General features: G+C 62.0%; 19 protein-coding genes. 3 read left to right on the plus strand and 16 right to left on the minus strand.

The genetic code is table 11. From position 1 onward, the window contains the following. Positions 1 to 12 precede the first annotated feature (12 nt). From HMPREF9710_RS03715 to HMPREF9710_RS03765, 11 genes are all read right to left on the minus strand, one after another. Positions 13 to 546, minus strand: coding sequence for a F0F1 ATP synthase subunit delta (locus HMPREF9710_RS03715; RefSeq protein WP_005664037.1), 534 nt, complete (start codon positions 544 to 546; stop codon positions 13 to 15). A gap of 2 nt (positions 547 to 548) precedes the next feature. Next, positions 549 to 1,019, minus strand: coding sequence for a F0F1 ATP synthase subunit B (locus HMPREF9710_RS03720; protein WP_005664039.1), 471 nt, complete (start codon positions 1,017 to 1,019; stop codon positions 549 to 551). Between the two features lie 75 nt (positions 1,020 to 1,094). Continuing rightward, positions 1,095 to 1,340 carry a F0F1 ATP synthase subunit C gene (gene atpE, locus HMPREF9710_RS03725; protein ID WP_005664041.1) on the minus strand — a complete coding sequence of 82 codons (246 nt, stop codon included), beginning with the start codon at positions 1,338 to 1,340 and terminating at the stop codon, positions 1,095 to 1,097. A gap of 85 nt (positions 1,341 to 1,425) precedes the next feature. Further along, entirely contained in the window at positions 1,426 to 2,259 is an 834-nt protein-coding gene (atpB, locus tag HMPREF9710_RS03730) for a F0F1 ATP synthase subunit A (protein WP_005664043.1), read from the minus strand. A gap of 4 nt (positions 2,260 to 2,263) precedes the next feature. Then, positions 2,264 to 2,599 (minus strand): ATP synthase subunit I, encoded by a 336-nt coding sequence (locus HMPREF9710_RS03735; RefSeq protein ID WP_040774964.1) that lies wholly within the window; start codon positions 2,597 to 2,599, stop codon positions 2,264 to 2,266. 366 nt (positions 2,600 to 2,965) lie between these two features. Further along, the gene (locus HMPREF9710_RS03740; protein ID WP_005664045.1) at positions 2,966 to 3,844 is read right to left on the minus strand and encodes a ParB/RepB/Spo0J family partition protein; all 879 of its coding nucleotides are present in this window, start codon (positions 3,842 to 3,844) and stop codon (positions 2,966 to 2,968) included. Positions 3,845 to 3,867: 23 nt separating this feature from the next. Beyond that, positions 3,868 to 4,638, minus strand: coding sequence for a ParA family protein (locus HMPREF9710_RS03745; protein ID WP_005664046.1), 771 nt, complete (start codon positions 4,636 to 4,638; stop codon positions 3,868 to 3,870). A 116-nt stretch (positions 4,639 to 4,754) separates the two neighbouring features. Then, on the minus strand, positions 4,755 to 5,402 hold the full coding sequence (gene rsmG, locus HMPREF9710_RS03750; RefSeq protein WP_005664048.1) for a 16S rRNA (guanine(527)-N(7))-methyltransferase RsmG: 648 nt from the start codon (positions 5,400 to 5,402) through the stop codon (positions 4,755 to 4,757). Further along, positions 5,399 to 7,330, minus strand: a complete 1,932-nt coding sequence (gene mnmG / locus HMPREF9710_RS03755) for a tRNA uridine-5-carboxymethylaminomethyl(34) synthesis enzyme MnmG (protein ID WP_005664050.1) — start codon at positions 7,328 to 7,330, stop codon at positions 5,399 to 5,401. The genes rsmG and mnmG overlap by 4 nt, the downstream gene beginning before the upstream one ends. A 199-nt stretch (positions 7,331 to 7,529) precedes the next feature. After that, positions 7,530 to 8,300 (minus strand): sulfite exporter TauE/SafE family protein, encoded by a 771-nt coding sequence (locus HMPREF9710_RS03760; RefSeq protein ID WP_005664052.1) that lies wholly within the window; start codon positions 8,298 to 8,300, stop codon positions 7,530 to 7,532. Positions 8,301 to 8,383: 83 nt separating this feature from the next. Then, positions 8,384 to 9,223: an alpha/beta fold hydrolase gene (locus tag HMPREF9710_RS03765; protein WP_005664054.1), complete on the minus strand. Its 840-nt coding sequence runs from the start codon at positions 9,221 to 9,223 to the stop codon at positions 8,384 to 8,386. Positions 9,224 to 10,468: 1,245 nt separating this feature from the next. Here HMPREF9710_RS03765 and HMPREF9710_RS03770 point away from each other — a divergent pair. Then, positions 10,469 to 11,263, plus strand: a complete 795-nt coding sequence (locus tag HMPREF9710_RS03770; RefSeq protein ID WP_005664058.1) for a 5'-methylthioadenosine/adenosylhomocysteine nucleosidase — start codon at positions 10,469 to 10,471, stop codon at positions 11,261 to 11,263. On the opposite strand, the gene ald is transcribed toward HMPREF9710_RS03770, so the two are convergent. Further along, complete coding sequence (gene ald, locus HMPREF9710_RS03775; RefSeq protein ID WP_005664061.1) at positions 11,233 to 12,348, minus strand: alanine dehydrogenase; 1,116 nt, start codon at positions 12,346 to 12,348, stop codon at positions 11,233 to 11,235. The genes HMPREF9710_RS03770 and ald overlap by 31 nt on opposite strands. 102 nt (positions 12,349 to 12,450) lie before the next feature. Then, entirely contained in the window at positions 12,451 to 16,098 is a 3,648-nt protein-coding gene (putA, locus tag HMPREF9710_RS03780) for a trifunctional transcriptional regulator/proline dehydrogenase/L-glutamate gamma-semialdehyde dehydrogenase (RefSeq protein WP_005664062.1), read from the minus strand. 212 nt (positions 16,099 to 16,310) lie between these two features. Between putA and HMPREF9710_RS03785 the strand changes: the two genes are divergently transcribed. Beyond that, positions 16,311 to 16,766, plus strand: coding sequence for an Lrp/AsnC ligand binding domain-containing protein (locus HMPREF9710_RS03785; RefSeq protein ID WP_005664065.1), 456 nt, complete (start codon positions 16,311 to 16,313; stop codon positions 16,764 to 16,766). 97 nt (positions 16,767 to 16,863) lie between these two features. On the opposite strand, the gene HMPREF9710_RS03790 is transcribed toward HMPREF9710_RS03785, so the two are convergent. Further along, positions 16,864 to 17,817, minus strand: a complete 954-nt coding sequence (locus tag HMPREF9710_RS03790; RefSeq protein ID WP_005664067.1) for a LysR family transcriptional regulator — start codon at positions 17,815 to 17,817, stop codon at positions 16,864 to 16,866. 149 nt (positions 17,818 to 17,966) lie between these two features. On the opposite strand from HMPREF9710_RS03790, the gene HMPREF9710_RS03795 reads away from it, so the two are divergent. After that, positions 17,967 to 18,251 (plus strand): hypothetical protein, encoded by a 285-nt coding sequence (locus HMPREF9710_RS03795; RefSeq protein WP_005664069.1) that lies wholly within the window; start codon positions 17,967 to 17,969, stop codon positions 18,249 to 18,251. A gap of 650 nt (positions 18,252 to 18,901) precedes the next feature. Here the strand turns inward: HMPREF9710_RS03795 and HMPREF9710_RS03800 are convergent. Both HMPREF9710_RS03800 and coaD read right to left on the minus strand, forming a co-directional pair. Beyond that, complete coding sequence (locus HMPREF9710_RS03800; protein ID WP_005664071.1) at positions 18,902 to 19,162, minus strand: YfhL family 4Fe-4S dicluster ferredoxin; 261 nt, start codon at positions 19,160 to 19,162, stop codon at positions 18,902 to 18,904. A gap of 16 nt (positions 19,163 to 19,178) precedes the next feature. Then, entirely contained in the window at positions 19,179 to 19,679 is a 501-nt protein-coding gene (gene coaD, locus HMPREF9710_RS03805) for a pantetheine-phosphate adenylyltransferase (RefSeq protein ID WP_005664073.1), read from the minus strand. Between the last annotated feature and the right edge of the window lie 71 nt (positions 19,680 to 19,750).

Raw genomic sequence — 19,750 nt, forward strand, 5'->3', positions numbered from 1 at the left:
GCACACTATCGATTACGACGCCAGCGCAACGTGCATCCGTTGCAGCTTGGCGCGGACCGAGGTATCGAGCACTTCGTCGCCGACGACCACGCGCACACCACCGATCAGCGAGGGATCCACTGTCACCGTTGGGTTCAGCTTGCGGCCAAATTTCTTTTCCAGCGTGGCGACCAGCTGCGACAGCTGGTCGGCCGAAATCTCGAACGCGCTGAAGATCGTCGCGTCGGCTGCGCCTTCGTTCGCGTTCTTCAGGATCGCGAACTGGGTGCTGATCTCGGGCAGCAGGTTGATGCGGCCGTTTTCGGCCAGCATCGCGATAAAGTTCTTCGCTTCAGCATTCAGCGGAGCCTTGACCAGCGACGCAATCGTGTCCGCCAGTTGTGCCTGCGTGACGTTCGGGTTGCTGGCGAAGGCCTGCACATCGGGAATGGCGCCGATCTGGCCCAGTTCCGACGCGATGGCCGACCACGCGTTCATGTCGCCGGATTGGGCGACACGGAACAGCGCTTCGGCGTAAGGGCGGGCGACGGTTGCGAGTTCAGCCATGATCAGAGCTCGGTCGACAGTTTCGACAGCAGGTCGGCGTGAGCCGCTGCGTTCACTTCGCGCTTCAGGATCTGCTCGGCGCCGGCAACCGCGAGGGTTGCAACCTGGCCACGCAGTTCTTCGCGCGCGCGGGTCACTTGCTGCTCGGCGTCGGCCTTGGCAGCGGCGACGATGCGTGCGCCTTCTTCGGCGGCGGTTTTCTTCGCTTCTTCGATGATCGCTGCAGCGCGCTTTTCGGCGTCGGCGATACGCTTCTGTACTTCGTCACGGGCGCCAGCCAGTTCGGTCTGGACGCGCTTTTCTGCGGCGGCCAGGTCGGCCTTGCCGCGATCGGCAGCGGCCAGGCCACTCGCGATCTTCGCAGCGCGCTCGTCGAGCGCCTTCATCAGCGGCGGCCACACGAATTTCATCGTGAACAGCGCCAGGATGAAGAACACCACCAGCTGTGCAACCAAGGTGAAATTAAGGTTCACGGGTTTATCCTTCTTAGAAACACGGATGCCGAACCAGAAACTGGTTCGGCCCTTCAAGACCTCGAGAGGCGAGTCTTAGACTGGAACGAACGGGTTAGCGAACGCGAACAGCATGGCGATACCAACGCCGATCAGGAATGCCGCGTCGATCAGACCAGCCAGCAGGAACATCTTGGTCTGCAGGGTGTTCATCAGTTCTGGCTGACGTGCAGAAGCTTCCAGGTATTTACCGCCCATCAGAGCGATACCGATACAAGCGCCGATTGCGCCCAGACCGATGATCAAACCGCAAGCCAGTGCAACAAAAGAAAGGTCAGTCATGAAAAACTCCAAAAGTTAAATTAAAAACTAAATTAAAAACTACAACTTCTTTACAACCACATTCACTCGATGCTTGCGGCTTCGATCAGTGGCCTTCGTGAGCCTGACCGAGGTAAACCAGCGTCAGCATCATGAAGATGAATGCCTGCAGGATCACGATCAGGATGTGGAAGATCGCCCAGATGGAACCGGCAATCACGTGGCCGATGAAACCGAACATCGTCGCGGTCCCGCCCAGCAGTGCGATCAAGAGGAACAGCAGTTCGCCGGCAAACATGTTGCCGAACAGTCGCATACCGAGCGACACCATTTTTGCTGCGTATTCGATGAGGTTCAGGAGCAGGTTGAACGGCGCCATCCAGATGCCGAACGGTGCTGCGAACAATTCGTGGAGCCAGCCGCCGAAGCCCTTGATCTTGATGCCGTAGTAGACCATCAGCAGCAGCACGCCCAGCGACATGCCGATCGGCGCATTCAGGTCGGCGGTCGGGACCACGCGGTGATACGGGAAGATGTGCTCGACGCCGAAGGCGGCGAACAGCCACGACCACATGTCGACCGGCAGCAAGTCCAGTGCGTTCATCAGGACGATCCAGACGAACACGGTCAATGCCAGCGGAGCGATGAAGCTGCGGTCGCCGTGCACGATGGTCTTGGCCTGGTCGTCGACCATTTCGAACATCATTTCGACGAAGGCCTGGAAACGGCCGGGAACGCCCGACGTCGCCTTGCGCGCGGCGGCCCACATCAGCAGGCAGGCGGTCAGGCCCATCGCGATCGACCAGAACAGGGTATCGTAGTGGATGACCGAAAAGTCGACCGGACCCACCTGATACTGGTTCTTCAGGTGGCCCAGGTGGTGAACGATGTATTCTGAAGCGGTGGGCGCGTGCGCTGCGCCGTCTACTGGAGTCGCCATGTTGTCATTGCCTAAATAATAAGATGATGTAACTTTTCAGTGCCACGATGATCCCAGCAACCAGTGCCAGCCAATTTAGATCGTGATACAGCCACGCAGTTGCGCCTAAAAGCGCCAGCGTTAATGCAATCTTTACAAATTCCCAGATGAAAAATGTCGCGGGAGTTGCCGTTCCAGACGCGGACGCGGCGAACAAGCGCACTGCCATGATCCCGTTGGGCACGACACAACACAAACCGCCCAGTACAGCCGAAAACATCGCAGCCCATCCCCCCAGTAGTGCGGCGATCAGGCCGACGACTACCGTTGCTATCAACTGCAGGGAAACGATGCGTAGCATATTCTTTTAGCTCTTGCGCTAGCGCATTTTGGACGTACTACGAGGTGATAATTACAAGAATCGCCGGAATTATAAGTGGTTATACGGACGTGAGTCAAACGATTCCACACTTATAACTGGGACGAATAGTTGGCGAAAATGTGACACGATGCCGACTGATAGCGCAATATTTTCAGCTACTTACGCTCAAATGGTGTATATGGGGTGATGTGACAATTGCGCTGTTGTACGTAGCCGCTGGAGCGGACCGGACGGCACGAGAGTTGGTAGCGCTAACGCGCACAAGGTGGCCAACGCGATAGCGGCCGGCGAGGTCGCCGGCCCCTGCGACGCCACCCCATGCGTCCAGGTGGCGTCCCTGTTTTTTCACGCGCGCAGACGCGCGAGCACACCTTCCAGGATATCCAGGTCGGCGAAGTCGATGATCATCTGGCCCCTGCCCTTGGCGCCCATCTTGAACAACACCGGCGTCGCCAGCTTGTCGGACAGTTCTTCTTCGAGGCGCACGATGTCGCCCGGCTTGTCCCTGGCGCGCGCCGGCTGGGCCGGAGCGTCCTGCTCTTCGAGCGCGCGCGCGACCAGCTTCTCGGTCTCGCGCACCGACAGGCGCTTGGCGATCACGTGGTTGGCCAGCGCGATCTGGTTCGCGCTGTCGACCGCCAGCAGGGCCCTGGCATGGCCCATGTCGATATCCCCCGCCATCAGCATGGTCTGCACCGGCTGCGCCAGGTTGATCAGGCGCAGCAGGTTCGACACCGCGCTGCGCGAGCGGCCGACGGCGCCGGCCGCCTGCTCGTGCGTGAAATTGAAATCCGAGATCAGGCGCTGGATGCCCTGCGCTTCTTCCAGCGGGTTCAGGTCTTCGCGCTGCATGTTCTCGATCAGGGCCATGGCCGCGGCGGCCTGGTCGTCGACGTCGCGCACCAGCACCGGGATCTCTTCGAGGCCCGCCATCTGCGCCGCGCGGAAGCGCCGCTCGCCGGCGATGATCTCGTACGGCGTGCTGGATCCCGCCGGCAGCGGACGCACCAGCACCGGCTGCATGATGCCCTGGGTTTTAATGGAGGCGGCCAGCTCGGACAGGCTTACTTCATCCATGCGGGTACGCGGTTGGTACTTGCCAGCCTGGATCTGGGTGACCGCCAGGACCGAAGGCAGATTGCTTGCGGCGGGCGCGGCGTCCATGTCGCCGCCGAGCAGGGCGTCGAGCCCGCGGCCCAGTCCCTTGAGTTTTTTGGTTGCCATTGTTGTGTCAGCTCTTCTGGTGATTACATGGTCTTGATGCGCTGGACCATCTCCGCGCCGAAGGCGATGTACGCCTGCGCGCCTTTCGACGAAGGATCGAAGGTCACGCCCGGGATGCCGTAGGACGGCGCTTCGGCCAGGCGGACGTTGCGCGGGATGATGGTCTTGAACACCTTGTCGCCGAAGTGCTGCTCGAGCTGGTTCGAGACCTGCTGCGACAAGGTCATGCGCGGGTCGAACATCACCCGCAGCAGGCCGATGATCTTGAGGTCGGTGTTCAGGTTGGCGTGCACCTTCTTGATCGTGTTGACCAGGTCGGACAGGCCCTCGAGCGCGTAGTACTCGCACTGCATCGGGATGATCACGCCATGCGCGGCGCACAGGCCGTTGAGCGTGAGCAGCGACAGCGCGGGCGGGCAGTCGACCAGGATGAAGTCGTAGTCGGCGTCGACCGCGGCCAGCGCATCCTTCAGGCGACGTTCGCGGTTTTCGAGCGACACCATCTCGACTTCGGCGCCGGCCAGCTCGCGGTTGGCGGGCAGCACGTCGAAGCGCCCCGCCTCGGAGCGCACCCGGGCCCCGGCCACGTCCGACTCGCCCAGCAGCACCTGGTAGATCGACGACTCGAGCGCGGCCTTGTTGATGCCCGCGCCCATGGTCGCATTGCCCTGCGGGTCGAGGTCGACCAGCAGCACGCGCTGGTCCAGCTTTGCCAGGCCCGCCGACAGGTTGACGGTGGTGGTGGTCTTGCCTACCCCACCCTTCTGGTTCGCAACGCAAAAAATCTTCGCCATCTATTCTCTTTCCTGAAAGCGGCTACAAGACGCCATACCGTTCATACCGTACAAACCGTTTAAATGATTCATACTGAATAAACGATATAAACGGTTTATACAGTTAATATTGTTTACTAAGTTCGCTCGATGAAGACGAGGTGCCGCTCTGCGCCCAGCCTTGGCACCTGCAGCGGCTGCAAACCCGTCACTTTCCAGTCCTGGGGCAGCCGTTCGCGTTCCTCGCTTGGCGCCACCCCTTTCAGGGCGATGAATTTGCCGCCCTCTTGCAACAGGTGTCCCGACCAGTTGACGAAGTCGGACAGGTCCGCGAAAGCGCGCGAGGTGATGACGTCAAATTTGTCGCTCACGGCCAAGTCTTGCACCTTCATCGTGTGCACGGTCACGTTGGCCAGGCCCAGTTCGGCCTTCACTTGCGTGAGGAAGGCGGTTTTCTTGTGCACGGTGTCGATCATCGCCACTTTCATGTCGGGCCGGGTAATGGCCAGCACGATGCCCGGCAATCCGCCCCCTGCGCCCACGTCCAGCACATTGCGCGCATCGGCAAATGCCGGCACCGCGGCCAGCGAATCGAGCAGGTGATGGGTCACCATCTGCATCGGGTCGCGCAGCGAGGTCAGGTTGTACACCGCATTCCACTTGTGCATCAGCTGCAGGTAGGCCATCAGCTTGCCCTGCTGGGCCAAACTCACGTCGAGGCCCATTTCGGCGATGCCATCGGCCAGCACCCTGGCCAGCGCATCGCGGTCGAACGCATATTTCATTGCGCCGCCTCCGAGGTGGTCGGGGCAAAGCCCTTGACGCCGCGTTTCTTGAGGTGCACCAGCAGCAGCGAGATCGCCGCCGGGGTCACGCCAGAGATGCGCGAAGCCTGGCCCAGGGTTTCGGGACGCTGTTTATCGAGCTTCTGGCGCACCTCGAACGACAGCGCGGCGATCTCGAGGTAATTCAGGTTCTCGGGCAGCTTCAGGTTTTCGTAATGGTCATGACGCTCGACTTCACGCGCCTGGCGATCGATGTAGCCCGAATACTTGAGCTGGATTTCCACCTGCTCCTTTACCGCCGGGTCGTCGACGCCGGGGCCGGCCAGCGGCTGGCCCTCGTTCCCCTGCATCGTCATCAGGGTGTCGTACTCGACGCCCGGCCTTCTCAGCAGGTCGGCAAGGTTGTATTCGCGCTCGAGCGCCTGGCCCACCACGCGCTCCGATTCGGCGGCGGCCAGGATGCGCGGGTTGACCCAGGTCGATTTCAGGCGCTCCAGTTCGCGGGCGACGGATTCACGCTTGGTCTCGAACGCTTGCCAGCGCGCGTCGTCGACGATGCCCAGCTGGCGGCCGATTTCGGTCAGGCGCATGTCGGCGTTGTCTTCGCGCAGCGACAGGCGGTACTCGGCGCGGCTGGTGAACATGCGGTAGGGCTCGGCCACCCCTTGCGTGGTGAGGTCGTCGACCAGCACACCAAGGTAGGCTTCGGAGCGGCCCGGCGTCCAGGCATCCTTGCCCTGGGTTTGCAGCGCGGCGTTCAGGCCGGCCAGCAGGCCCTGGGCCGCGGCTTCTTCGTAGCCGGTGGTGCCGTTGATCTGGCCGGCAAAGAACAGGCCCTTGATCGCCTTCGTTTCCAGCGACGCCTTCAGGCCGCGCGGGTCGAAGTAATCGTATTCGATCGCATAGCCGGGACGCAGGATGAAGGCGTTCTCCATGCCGCGCATCGAGCGCACCAGCTCCAGCTGGACGTCGAACGGCAGGCTGGTCGAGATCCCGTTCGGGTAGAACTCGTTGGTGGTCAAGCCTTCCGGCTCGAGGAAGATCTGGTGCGACTCTTTCGATGCGAAGCGGTGGATCTTGTCCTCGATCGACGGGCAGTAGCGCGGGCCGACGCCTTCGATCACGCCGGTGTACATCGGGCTGCGATCCAGGCCGGCGCGAATGATGTCGTGGGTGCGCTCATTGGTATGCGTCACCCAGCACGGCACCTGGCGCGGATGCATCGCCACATTGCCCATGTACGAGAACACCGGCACCGGATCGAGGTCGCCCGGCTGTTCGGTCAGCACCGAGAAGTCGATGCTGCGGCCATCGATGCGCGGCGGCGTGCCCGTCTTGAGGCGGCCCTGCGGCAGCTTGAGTTCCTTCAGGCGCGCCGACAGCGAGGTGGCCGGCGGGTCGCCCGCGCGGCCGCCCGAATAGTTCTGCAGGCCGACGTGGATTTTCCCGTCCAGGAAAGTGCCGGCGGTGAGCACCACGGCGCGGGCACGGAACTTCAGGCCCACCTGGGTCACGGCGCCAACCACGCGGTCGCCCTCCACCATCAGGTCATCGACCGCCTGCTGGAACAGCCACAAGTTCGGCTGGTTTTCCAGGCGTGCGCGGATCGCCGCCTTGTACAGCACGCGGTCGGCCTGGGCGCGGGTGGCGCGCACGGCCGGGCCCTTGGACGAATTCAGGATGCGGAACTGGATGCCCGCCTCGTCGGTCGCGATGGCCATGGCGCCGCCAAGGGCGTCGACTTCCTTGACCAGGTGACCCTTGCCGATGCCGCCGATCGACGGATTGCAAGACATGGCGCCGAGGGTTTCGATATTGTGGGTCAGCAGCAGGGTCTTTTGACCGGTGCGTGCGGACGCGAGTGCGGCCTCGGTTCCGGCATGGCCGCCGCCGACGACGATGACGTCGAATTCAGTAGGAAATAGCATGATGGGGTGTGGAGCGAGGAGACTAATGCGCGATTATAGATTCTTTTTTCCTGCTGGACTCTGCAAGGGTCTGAAAACGACAGATTTTGTTTCACGTGAAACCTTGTTCTTCAGTTCTTACTGGCATGTTTCACGTGGAACAGTGAACGAAAAAAAGCCGGGTAGAAACCCGGCTTTGATGTTTCACGTGGAACAGGACTTACCAGCCCAGCTTTGTGAACGAGTCGTAGGCTGTCTTTACAATCAGCGCCGACACGACCAGCAGGAACAGCTTGCGCACGAACCCACTGCCGTGCTTCAAGGCCAGCCTGGTGCCGATCAAGGAACCGACGATCTGGCATCCCGCCATCAGCAAGCCCAGTTGCCACAGCAAATGGCCGCTATAGCCGAACCACATCAGCGCCGACAGATTGCAGGCGACATTGACGACCTTGGCCGCAGCCGAGGCGCTCAGGAAATCGAAGCCGAAGAAGCGTACGAACAGGAACAGCAGGAAGCTGCCGGTGCCCGGTCCAAAGAAGCCATCATAAAAACCGATGGCGGCGCCGATGCCGACGGCCCAGTAACGCTCGGCCATCCCGCTGTGCAGTGGGGCGTGCACCGCGCCGAGATCCTTCTTCATGAAGGTATACACGGCGACCGCCACCAGGACGAAGGGCAGCAGCGCACGCACGAAATCGGCCGGCACCCGCGTCACGGTCCAGGCGCCGACGAAGGATAGGGCAAACGCGGCGATGGCGGCCGGCGCGGCGGTGCTCCACGCGACCCGCACCCGACGCGCGTAGCTGACGGCGGCCGAACTGGTGCCGAAGATCGCTGCGAGTTTATTGGTGCCGAGGATGGTTGCCGGCGCTTCTTTCGGCAACAGGGAGAACATGGCGGGAAGCTGGATCAGGCCGCCGCCGCCGACAACGGCGTCGACCAGGCCGGCGGCGAAGGCGGCGCCGCCGAGCCAGACTACATCGATCATGGGAGACTTTCAGGGGAAGCGCAGAGCCAATATTGTACGGCAAGCAAGCCGTACTGACACGCCGCCGCCCTTCCCCGCACAAGCTATGCCGGCGTGACCGCCGCCTGCGATCTTGCGAAATCGATGAGCAGCCCGTTGAGCCGGTCGGCGCCCGACAGCTGCAGCCAATGGCCCACGCCGTCGATCCGCGCGTACTCGAAACCGGCGCGGCATTGTTGGCGCGTGTCCAGCATCTGTTGCTCGCGCAATGCGGGATCGTGCTCGCTCCAGACGCCCAGCACCGGCACGTCGACCGGCTTCCACCGCTTGCCGCCGGAAGCCTTCAGATTGGCGCGATAGTAATTCAGGGCCGCAGTCAGCCGGCCTTGCGGCGCCAGCGCATCGATCCAGAGTTGCTGCTGTTCGCGGCTGCGATTCATCGCGCGCAGCGCCGCCCAATCACCTGCCCTCAACAGCGTCTCGGCCAGGACCGGCGTCATGAACACCGCCATGTACCAGAAGCGCAGTTTTTGCGTGAGGCCTGACTTTGCGAGCGACTTCGGGTGGCCGACCGACAGCGCCGCATAGCGGCTGACACGCTGCGGCGCATGCATGGCCAGGTGCCAGCCGATCTGCGCGCCCCAGTCGTGACCGACCACCGTCGCCTCGGCGATACCCAGTGCATCCATGAGCTGCAGCACGTCATCGGCCACGAATTCGACTGCGTAGGCGCTGACGTCGGGCGGCATATCGGTCTTGCCGTAGCCGCGCAGGTCGGGAGCGATGACCTGGAAACCAGCCGCGGCCAGGGCCGGGATCTGACGTCGCCACACCGCATGGGTATCCGGAAAGCCATGCAGGAGCAGGACTGGCGGGCCCTCACCGGCAGTCACGTAATGCATGCTCAAACCATTGACCCTGGCGTACCGCGACACGACATCCATGCGTTTCCCTGTACCTCAGTTCGATGGGAAACAGCTTACCAGAACGTAAACGCCTGTCCAGACCCCTTCTGTGGATAAGCTACTTGATATCCACAGGTATCGTTTGTGTAAAACTCAGCTTTTTTGCACAGGCAAAAATCTTGTCCAGATTTGCCACCAAGCAGTTTGCTCAGCAGTGCACGGACTTATCCGTGACATAAATCCCTGATTTCTCGTTCTTTAATCGGGTTGTCCACAGAAACCTGCGACCGTTAACCACTACTATCAGCGTTGTATACAGATATTGGTTGTAAACCTGGTGAGCCCGCGAAAAAAAAAAATTTTCGTCGAGTGTGGCAAATCCGGGAAGCGATATCACGCCAGTCGACGCAGTTGGCCATCCCGACTGCAGGCGCTCGCACCTTGCTCGCCAGGGCCATCAACACCGGCACAAAGCCGGCCTCTGTGGAAAACCGAATGAATATCCACAGGATGGAATGTGCAGAAACCCCTGCTTGTCCAGGCGAGCAATTTCTATCCAACTTTCCTACAGCGCCGGCACAAGCGTTTTCCAGCGGGTTAACACGACCGTAAACCCCTGATGTTGTGGAAAAAATCGCTTTTATCCACAAAGCGGCCGGCGTTTACTACTACTACCATTTTGTATACAAGCTTTTGGCTATAACAATCTAAGGAAACGCCATCGCAGCTGGCTCTGCACCACCCAAAAAGCTGCAACCAATGTATGGCGTACAAAAAACGCCGTGGTAACGCACTGGTCCCCGGTCATGGAAGATGCACCTGTACCGTCAACGATGCCTGCCGAACAGCAGTGACAAAGATCCGGCTGTGGAAAAGCCGCTGCATATCCACAGCATCAGATGTGCAGAACAGCTGCTTTTTCCTACCGCCGATTTGTTGTCCAAGAACCGTGCAAGCCGAACGCAAGCTTTTTCCAGCGCGTAAACGGCGTCGTAAACCGTTGATACTGTGGAGTAAACCTGTCTTATCCACAGAGAACGTCGCGTTTACCTACTACTATCAACCTTGTATACATATCTCTTAATTAAATAAGCAAACACAGCGCAGGCAAAAAAGCGTCTTCCAGAAAAGGTCGTTCACCTCTTCCAGCAAGAACCACGATCGTTGCAATTCAAGGACTGCATGCGGTGGAAGCTGTGTACAATCCGTCCCTTATGCACAGTTGCCGATCTGAACGGCCACCAGGGTGCACGACATCTCTACACACTCACTCATCAAGAAAACATGCGTCTAGGGATCATCAGCGCCTTGCACGAAGAACAGGCAGGCCTCGTGGAAGCCATGGAAGGGCCCGCCAAGCTCATCCACGGCAAACGCGAGTTCTGGGTCGGACGGCTGTGGGAAATCGACGCTGTGTGCGTTTTATCGCGGATTGGCAAGGTTGCCGCTGCGATGACGGCGACAACGCTTGTGGAAAAGTTCGGAGTTACGCACATCCTCTTCACGGGCGTTGCCGGCGCCGGGGATAAAACGATCCGTGTCGGCGACATCGTGGTGGCCGAATCGCTGGTCCAGCACGATATGGATGCCAGCCCCCTGTTTCCGCGTTTCGAGGTGCCGCTCACGGGCCAGACGCATTTCCAACCAGACCAGCAGCTGTCGCTGCGCCTGTCCGGCGCCGCCCACGCCTTCCTGGAATGCGACTTTCTGGACACGATCTCCGAGACCGAGAGACAGGCCTTCGGCCTGACGCAGCCGCGCGTGCATCGCGGCCTGATCGCCAGCGGCGACCAATTCGTCAACGACCGCCTGCGCATCGATGCCTTGAATGGCGCCCTGCCCGGGCTGGTGGCGGTGGAGATGGAAGGCGCCGCGGTGGCGCAGGTATGTCACGAACTGGATGTGCCGTTCGCCGTCATCCGCGCGGTGTCGGACAACGCCAATGAAAACGCGGCCCACGACTTCATGCGCTTCGTGAAGTCGGTGGCCGCGCAATATGCTTTCCACATCACCCGGCGCCTGTGCCGGCATCTGGTGGAAGCGCCGCTTCAGCCCAGGAGCGAGTCGGCGGGGATGTAATCGTAGCCCAAAGCCTGGGCGACGGCCTCGAAGGTCACCTTGCCCTGGCAGACGTTCAGGCCATGACGCAGGTGGACGTCGTCCGCCAGCGCGCGCCGCCAGCCCTTGTTCGCCAGCGCCAGGGCATGGCCGATGGTGGCGTTGTTCAGGGCGAAGGTCGAGGTGCACGCCACCGCGCCCGGCATGTTCGCGACGCAGTAGTGGACCACGCCATCGACCAGGAAGGTCGGATCGGCGTGCGTCGTTGGGCGCGAGGTCTCGAAACAGCCGCCCTGGTCGATCGCCACGTCGACCACCACCGCGCCCTTCTTCATGCGCGCCACCATGGCGCGCGTGACCAGCTTCGGCGCCGCGGCGCCCGGCACCAGCACGCCGCCGATCACCAGGTCGGCATTCACGACCGCTTCCTCGAGCGCATGGGCATTCGAATACAGGGTCGAGATGCGGTTGCCGAACACCAGGTCGAGCTGGCGTAGCCGGTCGACGTTCTTGTCGAGCACCGTGACGCGCGCGCCGGTGCCGACCGCCATTTGAAGCGCGTTGGCGCCGACGACACCGGCGCCGATGATGACCACGTGGCCGGCCGCCACGCCGGGCACGCCGCCCAGCAGCAGGCCCATGCCGCCACGGGATTTTTCGAGGTGGGCGGCGCCGGCCTGGATCGCCATGCGTCCCGCGACTTCGCTCATCGGCGCAAGCAGGGGCAAGCCGCCGCCCGGGCCGGTGATGGTTTCATAGGCAATGCAGACGGCGCCCGATTTGACCAGGGCCGCGGTTTGCTCCGGATCCGGAGCCAGGTGGAGGTAGGTGTAGAGTATCTGGCCTTCGCGCAGCATGGTGCATTCAGCCGGTTGCGGCTCCTTGACCTTGACGATCATGTCGGCGCGCGCGAAGACTTCGTGGGCGCTGTCGGCGATGGTGGCGCCGGCTGCGGTGTAGTGCGCATCGCTCAGGCCGATCTCGCTGCCAGCGTCTTGCTGGACGATCACCTGGTGGCCGTGCGCGACCAGTTCGTGCACGGAGGGTGGCGTGAGGCCGACGCGGTACTCGTGGTTCTTGATTTCCTTTGGAACGCCTACAAGCATGGTTGTCTCCTGTTGTGGTGTGGTGCTGCTGACTCTCCTGCTGTTTGATTGGTTGTTGGATGCGTGGGCGGGAAACCCGCCCACCCCACATGATGGCTATTCTTACAGGCCCAGGGTCATCAGGCTTGCGTTGCCGCCAGCGGCCGTCGTGTTGACGCAGACGGCGCGCTCGGCGACCAGGCGCCACAGGTCCACCGGCACCAGGGCGTCGGTGTCGACGATGCCGACGATCGCGCCCGGACGCGCCGCCAGCTGCGTGCGCAGCAGGCCGGCCAGGCCGGTTTCGACCAGCGCGATCGCGACGTCGGCCGCGTCGATTTCTTCCTTGCCCACGAAGCGCACGCGTTCCTTCACCGCCGCCGGCAGGTTGGCGGGAATCGACTCAGGCGTCGGCGCCAGCACCAGCGCGCGATTGCCGGTGGCCAGGGCCGCCGCCAGTTGATTGAGCAGGCCGGCCGGGGTGGCTGGCGCGCACAGCACGGCGCCGCGCGGCGTGAACGACAGGCGGTTGCTCTCTCCGGTCGGGCCGGGCAGGTCCATCGAGACGCCATTGAGCGAAGTGCGCGCGTAACCTTCGGCCAGCGCGGCCACCGGCTGCTGGCCATTGGCGCGCAGCCAGCTGGTCAGGGCTTCCAATGCCGCTTCAGGCTGGCGCACGTGTTCCATCAAGGGCGCCGCGCCGCGCTGCAGGCGTTTCAGGTAAAGCGGGCCGCCGGCCTTCGGACCGGTGCCCGACTTGCCTTCGCCACCGAACGGCTGCACGCCGACCACCGCGCCGACGATGTTGCGGTTGACGTAGATATTGCCGACGTGGGCGCGGTTGACGATGGTGTTGATGGTTTCATCGATGCGCGAATGCACGCCCAGGGTCAGGCCATAGCCGGTGGCGTTGATCGCATCGATCACCGCAGGCAGCTCGGCGCGGCGATAGCGCACGATGTGCAGCACCGGGCCGAAGACCTCTTGCTTGAGTTCCGCCAGCGAGGCGATTTCGAGCACGGTCGGCGGCACGAAGGTGCCGGCAGCGACGACCGAGGCCGGCAGCTCGAGCGCGAAGTGGCTGCGCGCCGTGGCCCTGGTGCGCTCGATGTGGGCCAGCAGGTTGCGCTGGGCCTCGGCGTCGATCACCGGGCCGATATCGGTCGCCAGGCGGTCCGGGCTGCCCACGCGCAGTTCCTGCATCGCGCCCTTGAGCATCTTGATGGTCTTGTCGGCGATGTCCTCTTGCAGGAACAGCACGCGCAGCGCCGAGCAGCGCTGGCCGGCCGAGTCGAAGGCCGAGCTCAGGACGTCCTGCACCACCTGTTCCGGCAGCGCCGAGGAATCGACGATCAGCGCGTTCTGGCCGCCGGTTTCCGCCACCAGCGGGATGTCGATGCCTTCCTGTTCGGCGCGCTTGGCCAGCGTGCGGTTGATCAGCTGGGCGACTTCGGTCGAGCCGGTGAAGATCACGCCCTTGATGCGGCTATCGGCCGTCAGGGCGGCGCCGACCACTTCGCCGCGGCCCGGCAGCAGCTGCAGCGCGGCGCGCGGGGTGCCCGCCTCGAGGAACAGCTCCACCGCGCGGCAGGCGATCAATGGGGTCTGCTCGGCCGGCTTGGCCAGCACCACGTTGCCGGCCGCGAGGGCGGCCGCCACCTGGCCGGTGAAGATCGCCAGAGGGAAGTTCCAGGGGCTGATGCAGCTGACCGGGCCCAGTGCCTCGGCTTTGCTTGAACTGCGGATCTGCACCGCGTAATAGCGCAGGAAGTCGACCGCTTCGCGCAATTCGGCGATCGCGTTCGGCAGCGATTTGCCGGCTTCGCGCACGGCCAGGGCCATCAGCTCGACGCCGTTCTGCTCGAACAGGTCGGCGGTGCGCTCGAGGATCGCAGCGCGTTCATGGGTGGCGGTGGCGGCCCATTCGGCGGCGAAGGCGCTGGCCGCGGCCAGGGCGGTTTCGACGTCGGTGCGCGAGGCTTCGCTTACCTGGCCGACGATATCGCTCGACATCGCGGGGTTGATCACGTTGGCCGGAGCGCCGGCATCGACCGAACCTGCAATCAGCGGACCGGCGACGTGCTGGCGCTGCTGCGCGAGGCCAAGCGCCACCTTGGCCAGGACGTCTTCGTTGACCAGGTCCATGCCGTTCGAATTCTTGCGCTCGGCGCCGAACATGTCGAGCGGCAGCGCGATCGCCGGATGCGGTTTGCCGCCGCTGGCGCGCGCGACGTCGAACGGATCGGTGAGCAGCGTGTCGATCGCCACGTTCTCGTCGACGATCTGGTTCACGAACGAGGAGTTGGCGCCGTTTTCCAGCAGGCGGCGCACCAGGTAGGCCAGCAGGGTTTCGTGCGAGCCGACCGGCGCATAGATGCGGCAAGCCTTGTCCAGGTTCTTGCTGCCCACGACCTGGTCGTACAGCGTCTCGCCCATGCCGTGCAGGCACTGGAATTCGTAGTTGCTGACGTTGTCCTGCTTGGCCCAGGTATAGATCACCGACAGCGTGTGCGCGTTGTGGGTGGCGAACTGCGGATACAGCACGTCGGCCGCCGCCAGGAGCTTGCGCGCGCAGGTGAGATAAGAGACGTCGGTGTACACCTTGCGCGTATAGACTGGATAGCCGGGCATGCCGTCGACCTGGGCGCGCTTGATCTCGGCGTCCCAGTAGGCGCCCTTCACCAGGCGCACCATGAACTTGCGGCCGCTCCGCTTGGCCAGGTCGACCAGGTAATCGATCACGAACGGGCAGCGTTTTTGATATGCCTGCACCACCAGGCCGATGCCTTCGAAGCCGGCCAGGTCGGCGTCGAACGCGAGCGCTTCGAGCATGTCGAGCGAGATCTCGAGGCGGTCGGCTTCCTCGGCGTCGATATTGATGCCGATGTTGTAGGTCTTGGCCAGCAGGACCAGGCTGCGTACGCGCGGCAGCAGCTCTCCCATCACGCGCGCATACTGCGCACGGCTGTAGCGCGGATGCAGCGCCGACAGCTTGATCGAGATGCCGGGGCCATCCTTGATGCCGCGGCCATTGGAGGCCTTGCCGATCGCGTGGATGGCGGCTTCGTACGAGGCGTAGTAGTTCCTGGCGTCGCTTTCGGTCAGCGCCGCCTCGCCCAGCATGTCATAAGAGTAGCGGTAGCCGCGCGTCTCGTTGTCGCGACTGTTCTTCAGCGCTTCGTCGATCGTCTGGCCGGTGACGAACTGGTTGCCCAGCATGCGCATCGCCATGTCGACGCCCTTGCGGATCAGCGGTTCGCCGCCCTTCGCGATCAGGCGCGTGAGCGCCGAGCCGAGACCCTGCTCGCTATTGGTCGAGACCAGCTTGCCGGTGATGAGCAGGCCCCAGGTTGCGGCATTGACGAACAGCGACGGCGATTCGCCCAGGTGCTTGCGCCAGTCGCCGCGGCTGATCTTGTCGGCGATGAGGCGATCGGCGGTCTCGCTGTCCGGAATGCGCAGCAGCGCTTCGGCCAGGCACATCAAGGCCACGCCTTCTTCCGACGACAGCGAGAACTCGTGCATCAACGCATCGACGCCCGAGGCGCGGGTGCGCTTTTCGCGCACGCTCGACACCAGGAGATGCGCCAGCGGCTGGGCATCCGCGCTCGGCGTGGCGCCTTGCGCGAGCAGCCATTGCACGGCCTCGGTTTCGTCGCGGCGGTAGGCGGCGGTGATGGCGGCGCGCAGGGGCGTTTGCTCGCTTTTGGTTTCAGCGTGGAGGGCGTCGAAGGGAACGAAGGTGGAGGCCGGGGAAGCAGCGATCTGCATGGCTATCTAGTCAAAAGAAAAAGTCACAACGAAGGGCACCGCACAGCAAAAGCGCCGTCCCACAAATGGTGGTCGGCGCGGTTTGTACGTCGGTGGAAATGATTCGATTGTAGAAGGATTTCTTCTGGATTAATTCTGCTTTTAATCGATACTAGCAATAGATAGTTTTTGATGCGACAATCTGACCGAATAAAATTAACGGGAGACACCCGATGTTGGACAAGATCAGCAAAAAGATCCTCGCCGAGCTGCAGAATGACGGCCGCATCAGCAATGTGGAGCTGGCGGCGCGCGTGAACCTGTCGCCGGCGGCCTGCCTCGAGCGTGTGCGCAAACTGCACGAGTCGGGCTATATCATGGGCTACACGGCCCAGCTCAATCCGCAGCTGCTCGATGTGTCGCTGCTGGTCTTCATCGAGGTCGTGCTCGATCGTACCACTCCCGAAGTGTTCGATGCGTTCAAGCAGAGCGTGCAGATGATTCCCGAGGTGCTGGAATGCCATATGGTGGCCGGCGGCTTCGACTACCTCGTCAAGGCGCGCGTGAAAGACATGGCGGCCTACCGCGAATTCCTGGGCAAGACGTTGCTGCAGAAGGGCGTGCGCGAGACGCACACCTATGCGGTGATGGAAGAAGTCAAGAATACGACCAAGCTGCCGATCCGCTGAGCACAAGCCGGCGCATCAATAAAACGGCCAGGCATTTGCCTGGCCGTTTTTGTTTCACGTGAAGCATTTTGCTTCGTCGAGGTTCGTGCTGGCGCTGTCAGACGACCTTGCGCACGCCGGTCTTGGAGGCGCTTTCGGCCATCGATTCCAGGTTCTTGCGCAGCCAGCGGTGGGCCGGGCTGCGGCCGTCGCGCTCATGCCATAGCATGTCCAGGTGGACGGCCGGCAACTGCAACGGCAGTTCCTTCCAGATCAGCACGTCGGTCATGCCGGTCGAGACCATCAAGTGCTTCGGCAGCACGGTGATCAGGTCGGAGTTCGCCACCACCCTGCCCGCCGTGAAGAACTGGTTCACGGTCAACAGGATGCGGCGCTCGCGGCCGAGCTGGGCCAGCGCCTCGTCGACCAGGCCGTGGGCCCGGCCGGAGAAGCTCACCAGCAAGTGGTTGGCCTTGCAATAGGTGTCGAGATCGAGCTTTTCCTTGGCCAGCGGATGGTCCTTGCGCATCACGCACACATAGACGCCGGAATACAGGCGCTCGTGGCGGATCGGCGAACCGGTTTCGTACGACAGCTGGGCCGCGACGCCGGGGAAGAAGCCGACCGCCAGGTCGATGTCTCCGCGCAACAGCATGGGACGCGGTTCGCGCGTTGTCAGCGGCACCATGCGGATGTTCACGCCCGGCGCCTCGCGTTCGATCGAACGCATCAGGGAAGGCAGCCACAGCGCGGCGGTGGCGTCGGCCATCGCCATGCGGAAGGTCGCCTGCGCCTTGGAGACGTCGAAGGTTTCCGGCATCACCGCCGCTTCCAGCGCCGCCAGGGCCTGGCGCACGGCCGGCCATAAGGCTTCGGCGCGCGGGGTCGGTTTGACGCCATAGGCGGTGCGGATCAGGAGCTCGTCACCCAGGCTTTCTCGTAGTCGCTTGATCGCATTCGACACCGCGGGCTGGGTCATGGCCAGGTGGCCGGCGGCGCGGGTCAGGTTTTGCTCGGTCATCACCGCGTCGAATACGCGCAGCAGATTCAGGTCAAGCGTCAGAAAGCTCATGGGATCAAGGAGAAAACTGTTGTGAAGACAGGGGTACGCGTAGTGTACTCCAAATCATTCACAAACAGTATAAGTGCCATCAGTGAACGGAATTAGATTTATATGTTGCGACGCACTATAGTTCTCAACAATAACAGAACGAGCCTATCATGTCTTCTACTGCCACCCTAGTCCAAGCTGCCGCCGCCGTGCCCTACGGCCAGGTGTTCAGCACCACCGTGTATCTTGCCTTGCTGGCTGGCTTCGTCCTGTTTTTCCGCCCACTGCTGGTCGGCATCGGCCGCGCCCTGTACCTGACCGTGCGTCCACGCCGCAGCAAGGCCGAACAGGCCGCGCGCCGTGCGCTGGACGAGGCGCTGGCGCTCAAGCGCAAGCTGGCCAGCCTGGATCCGGTGGACGCCGCCGAAGTGCGTGCGATGGGCATCCGCCACTGATCATTACCTGATTCCCCCTGACGCGGTCTCCGGCAACGGACACCGCGTTTTTTTTCGTCCCTGCCCTCCGTCGTACGCCGCCACGGCGACACATCTTCTTTTCCCCTGAAAAACGCCCGGATGTCGCTTCACGCCCGGTGACTTTGCGTTACCGGGCTTTTCTCGTCCTTTTTATTTAACAAAGTTCACAAAGAGTCAAATAGTCGGGTTTAGAATGAGATCCATGAAAAGTGAATTGATAGAATGATGAGTATATTATGACGTGTATTGGATGCATGTTGAATGAATATGGATGAGTAGTGTGTCGCTCTCGATTGAAACGAAAATTTTCCAGTATTGCGTGAAATTGGCAGCGGTTTAATGTAATTTGGTTGATAAATCCTGCAGGTTCAACAAAGTTCACATTCTAGATTATATAAAATGATACTTACGGTAATGCGACGGACAAGCGAAAACAGCAGACCAACAAGCGCGAAAAAGCGCCGATGAAATTTGACCGGGAGTAGTAGTTCAGGACGGACGAGTAGCGCTGGATGAGAGGATGGCGTTCATGGACGTGCGGACGCCACATGCCGGACTAGCCGGTATGCGGTCAGGAAAATCGAGGCGGGGAAACAAAAAAGCCGGCAGAGTCGCCGGCTTGGGGGGAATCAGGCCGTGACCTTGTCTGCCGTCAGGCGTTCGTACTTGATGAGGAGTTCTTCGCGCGATTCGCGCCATTCCGGATTGAGCGGAATGCAGGCAACCGGGCACAGCTGCACGCATTGCGGTTCATCGAAATGGCCGACGCACTCGGTGCACTTGTGCGGATCGATCTGGTAATACTCTTCGCCCATCGAAATGGCATCGTTGGGGCATTCGGGTTCGCAGACGTCGCAGTTGATGCAGTCGTCGGTAATCAATAAAGCCATGATACGTCCTGGGGAATCAGGCCTTCGGCGCTTGCGCCATGCTGGCGATTTTCTGCTGCAGCCAGCGGTCGACCGAAGGGAAAACGAATTTGGACACGTCGCCGCCCAGCATGGCGATCTCGCGCACGATGGTGCCCGAGATGAACTGGTACTGGTCGGACGGGGTCAGGAACATGGTTTCGACGTCGGGCAGCAGGTAGCGGTTCATGCCCGCCATCTGGAACTCGTACTCGAAATCGGACACCGCGCGCAGGCCGCGCACGATCACGCGGGCATCGTGCTTGCGCACGAAGTCCTTGAGCAGGCCCGAGAAACTCTCGACCTGCACGTTGGGGTAATGGCCAAGCACTTCGTTGGCGATATCCAGGCGTTCTTCGAGCGTGAAGAACGGACGTTTGTTGCGGCTGTCGGCGACGCCGACCACCAGTCGGTCGAACAGCCCGGATGCGCGACGTACCAAATCCTCGTGGCCGCGGGTCAGCGGATCGAACGTACCTGGATAAACGGCTACAACCATTGCGGCTCCCTGAAAATGAACACCCTATTGGAACGCGCATTATGCCTGAAAATACGGCATCCGCCCCAGGC

This window comes from Massilia timonae CCUG 45783, assembly GCF_000315425.1.
In the GTDB taxonomy this organism is placed as follows: Bacteria; Pseudomonadota; Gammaproteobacteria; order Burkholderiales; family Burkholderiaceae_D; genus Telluria; species Telluria timonae.

What these genes read in the sequence shown, in the direction of transcription:
- HMPREF9710_RS03715 (WP_005664037.1), bottom strand. Translation starts at nt 546, where the DNA reads ATGGCTGAACTCGCAACCGTCGCCCGCCCTTACGCCGAAGCGCTGTTC.
- atpE (WP_005664041.1), bottom strand. Translation starts at nt 1,340, where the DNA reads ATGACTGACCTTTCTTTTGTTGCACTGGCTTGCGGTTTGATCATCGGT.
- atpB (WP_005664043.1), bottom strand. Translation starts at nt 2,259, where the DNA reads ATGGCGACTCCAGTAGACGGCGCAGCGCACGCGCCCACCGCTTCAGAA.
- HMPREF9710_RS03735 (WP_040774964.1), bottom strand. Translation starts at nt 2,599, where the DNA reads ATGCTACGCATCGTTTCCCTGCAGTTGATAGCAACGGTAGTCGTCGGC.
- HMPREF9710_RS03740 (WP_005664045.1), bottom strand. Translation starts at nt 3,844, where the DNA reads ATGGCAACCAAAAAACTCAAGGGACTGGGCCGCGGGCTCGACGCCCTG.
- HMPREF9710_RS03745 (WP_005664046.1), bottom strand. Translation starts at nt 4,638, where the DNA reads ATGGCGAAGATTTTTTGCGTTGCGAACCAGAAGGGTGGGGTAGGCAAG.
- rsmG (WP_005664048.1), bottom strand. Translation starts at nt 5,402, where the DNA reads ATGAAATATGCGTTCGACCGCGATGCGCTGGCCAGGGTGCTGGCCGAT.
- mnmG (WP_005664050.1), bottom strand. Translation starts at nt 7,330, where the DNA reads ATGCTATTTCCTACTGAATTCGACGTCATCGTCGTCGGCGGCGGCCAT.
- HMPREF9710_RS03760 (WP_005664052.1), bottom strand. Translation starts at nt 8,300, where the DNA reads ATGATCGATGTAGTCTGGCTCGGCGGCGCCGCCTTCGCCGCCGGCCTG.
- HMPREF9710_RS03765 (WP_005664054.1), bottom strand. Translation starts at nt 9,223, where the DNA reads ATGGATGTCGTGTCGCGGTACGCCAGGGTCAATGGTTTGAGCATGCAT.
- HMPREF9710_RS03770 (WP_005664058.1), top strand. Translation starts at nt 10,469, where the DNA reads ATGCGTCTAGGGATCATCAGCGCCTTGCACGAAGAACAGGCAGGCCTC.
- ald (WP_005664061.1), bottom strand. Translation starts at nt 12,348, where the DNA reads ATGCTTGTAGGCGTTCCAAAGGAAATCAAGAACCACGAGTACCGCGTC.
- putA (WP_005664062.1), bottom strand. Translation starts at nt 16,098, where the DNA reads ATGCAGATCGCTGCTTCCCCGGCCTCCACCTTCGTTCCCTTCGACGCC.
- HMPREF9710_RS03785 (WP_005664065.1), top strand. Translation starts at nt 16,311, where the DNA reads ATGTTGGACAAGATCAGCAAAAAGATCCTCGCCGAGCTGCAGAATGAC.
- HMPREF9710_RS03790 (WP_005664067.1), bottom strand. Translation starts at nt 17,817, where the DNA reads ATGAGCTTTCTGACGCTTGACCTGAATCTGCTGCGCGTATTCGACGCG.
- HMPREF9710_RS03795 (WP_005664069.1), top strand. Translation starts at nt 17,967, where the DNA reads ATGTCTTCTACTGCCACCCTAGTCCAAGCTGCCGCCGCCGTGCCCTAC.
- HMPREF9710_RS03800 (WP_005664071.1), bottom strand. Translation starts at nt 19,162, where the DNA reads ATGGCTTTATTGATTACCGACGACTGCATCAACTGCGACGTCTGCGAA.
- coaD (WP_005664073.1), bottom strand. Translation starts at nt 19,679, where the DNA reads ATGGTTGTAGCCGTTTATCCAGGTACGTTCGATCCGCTGACCCGCGGC.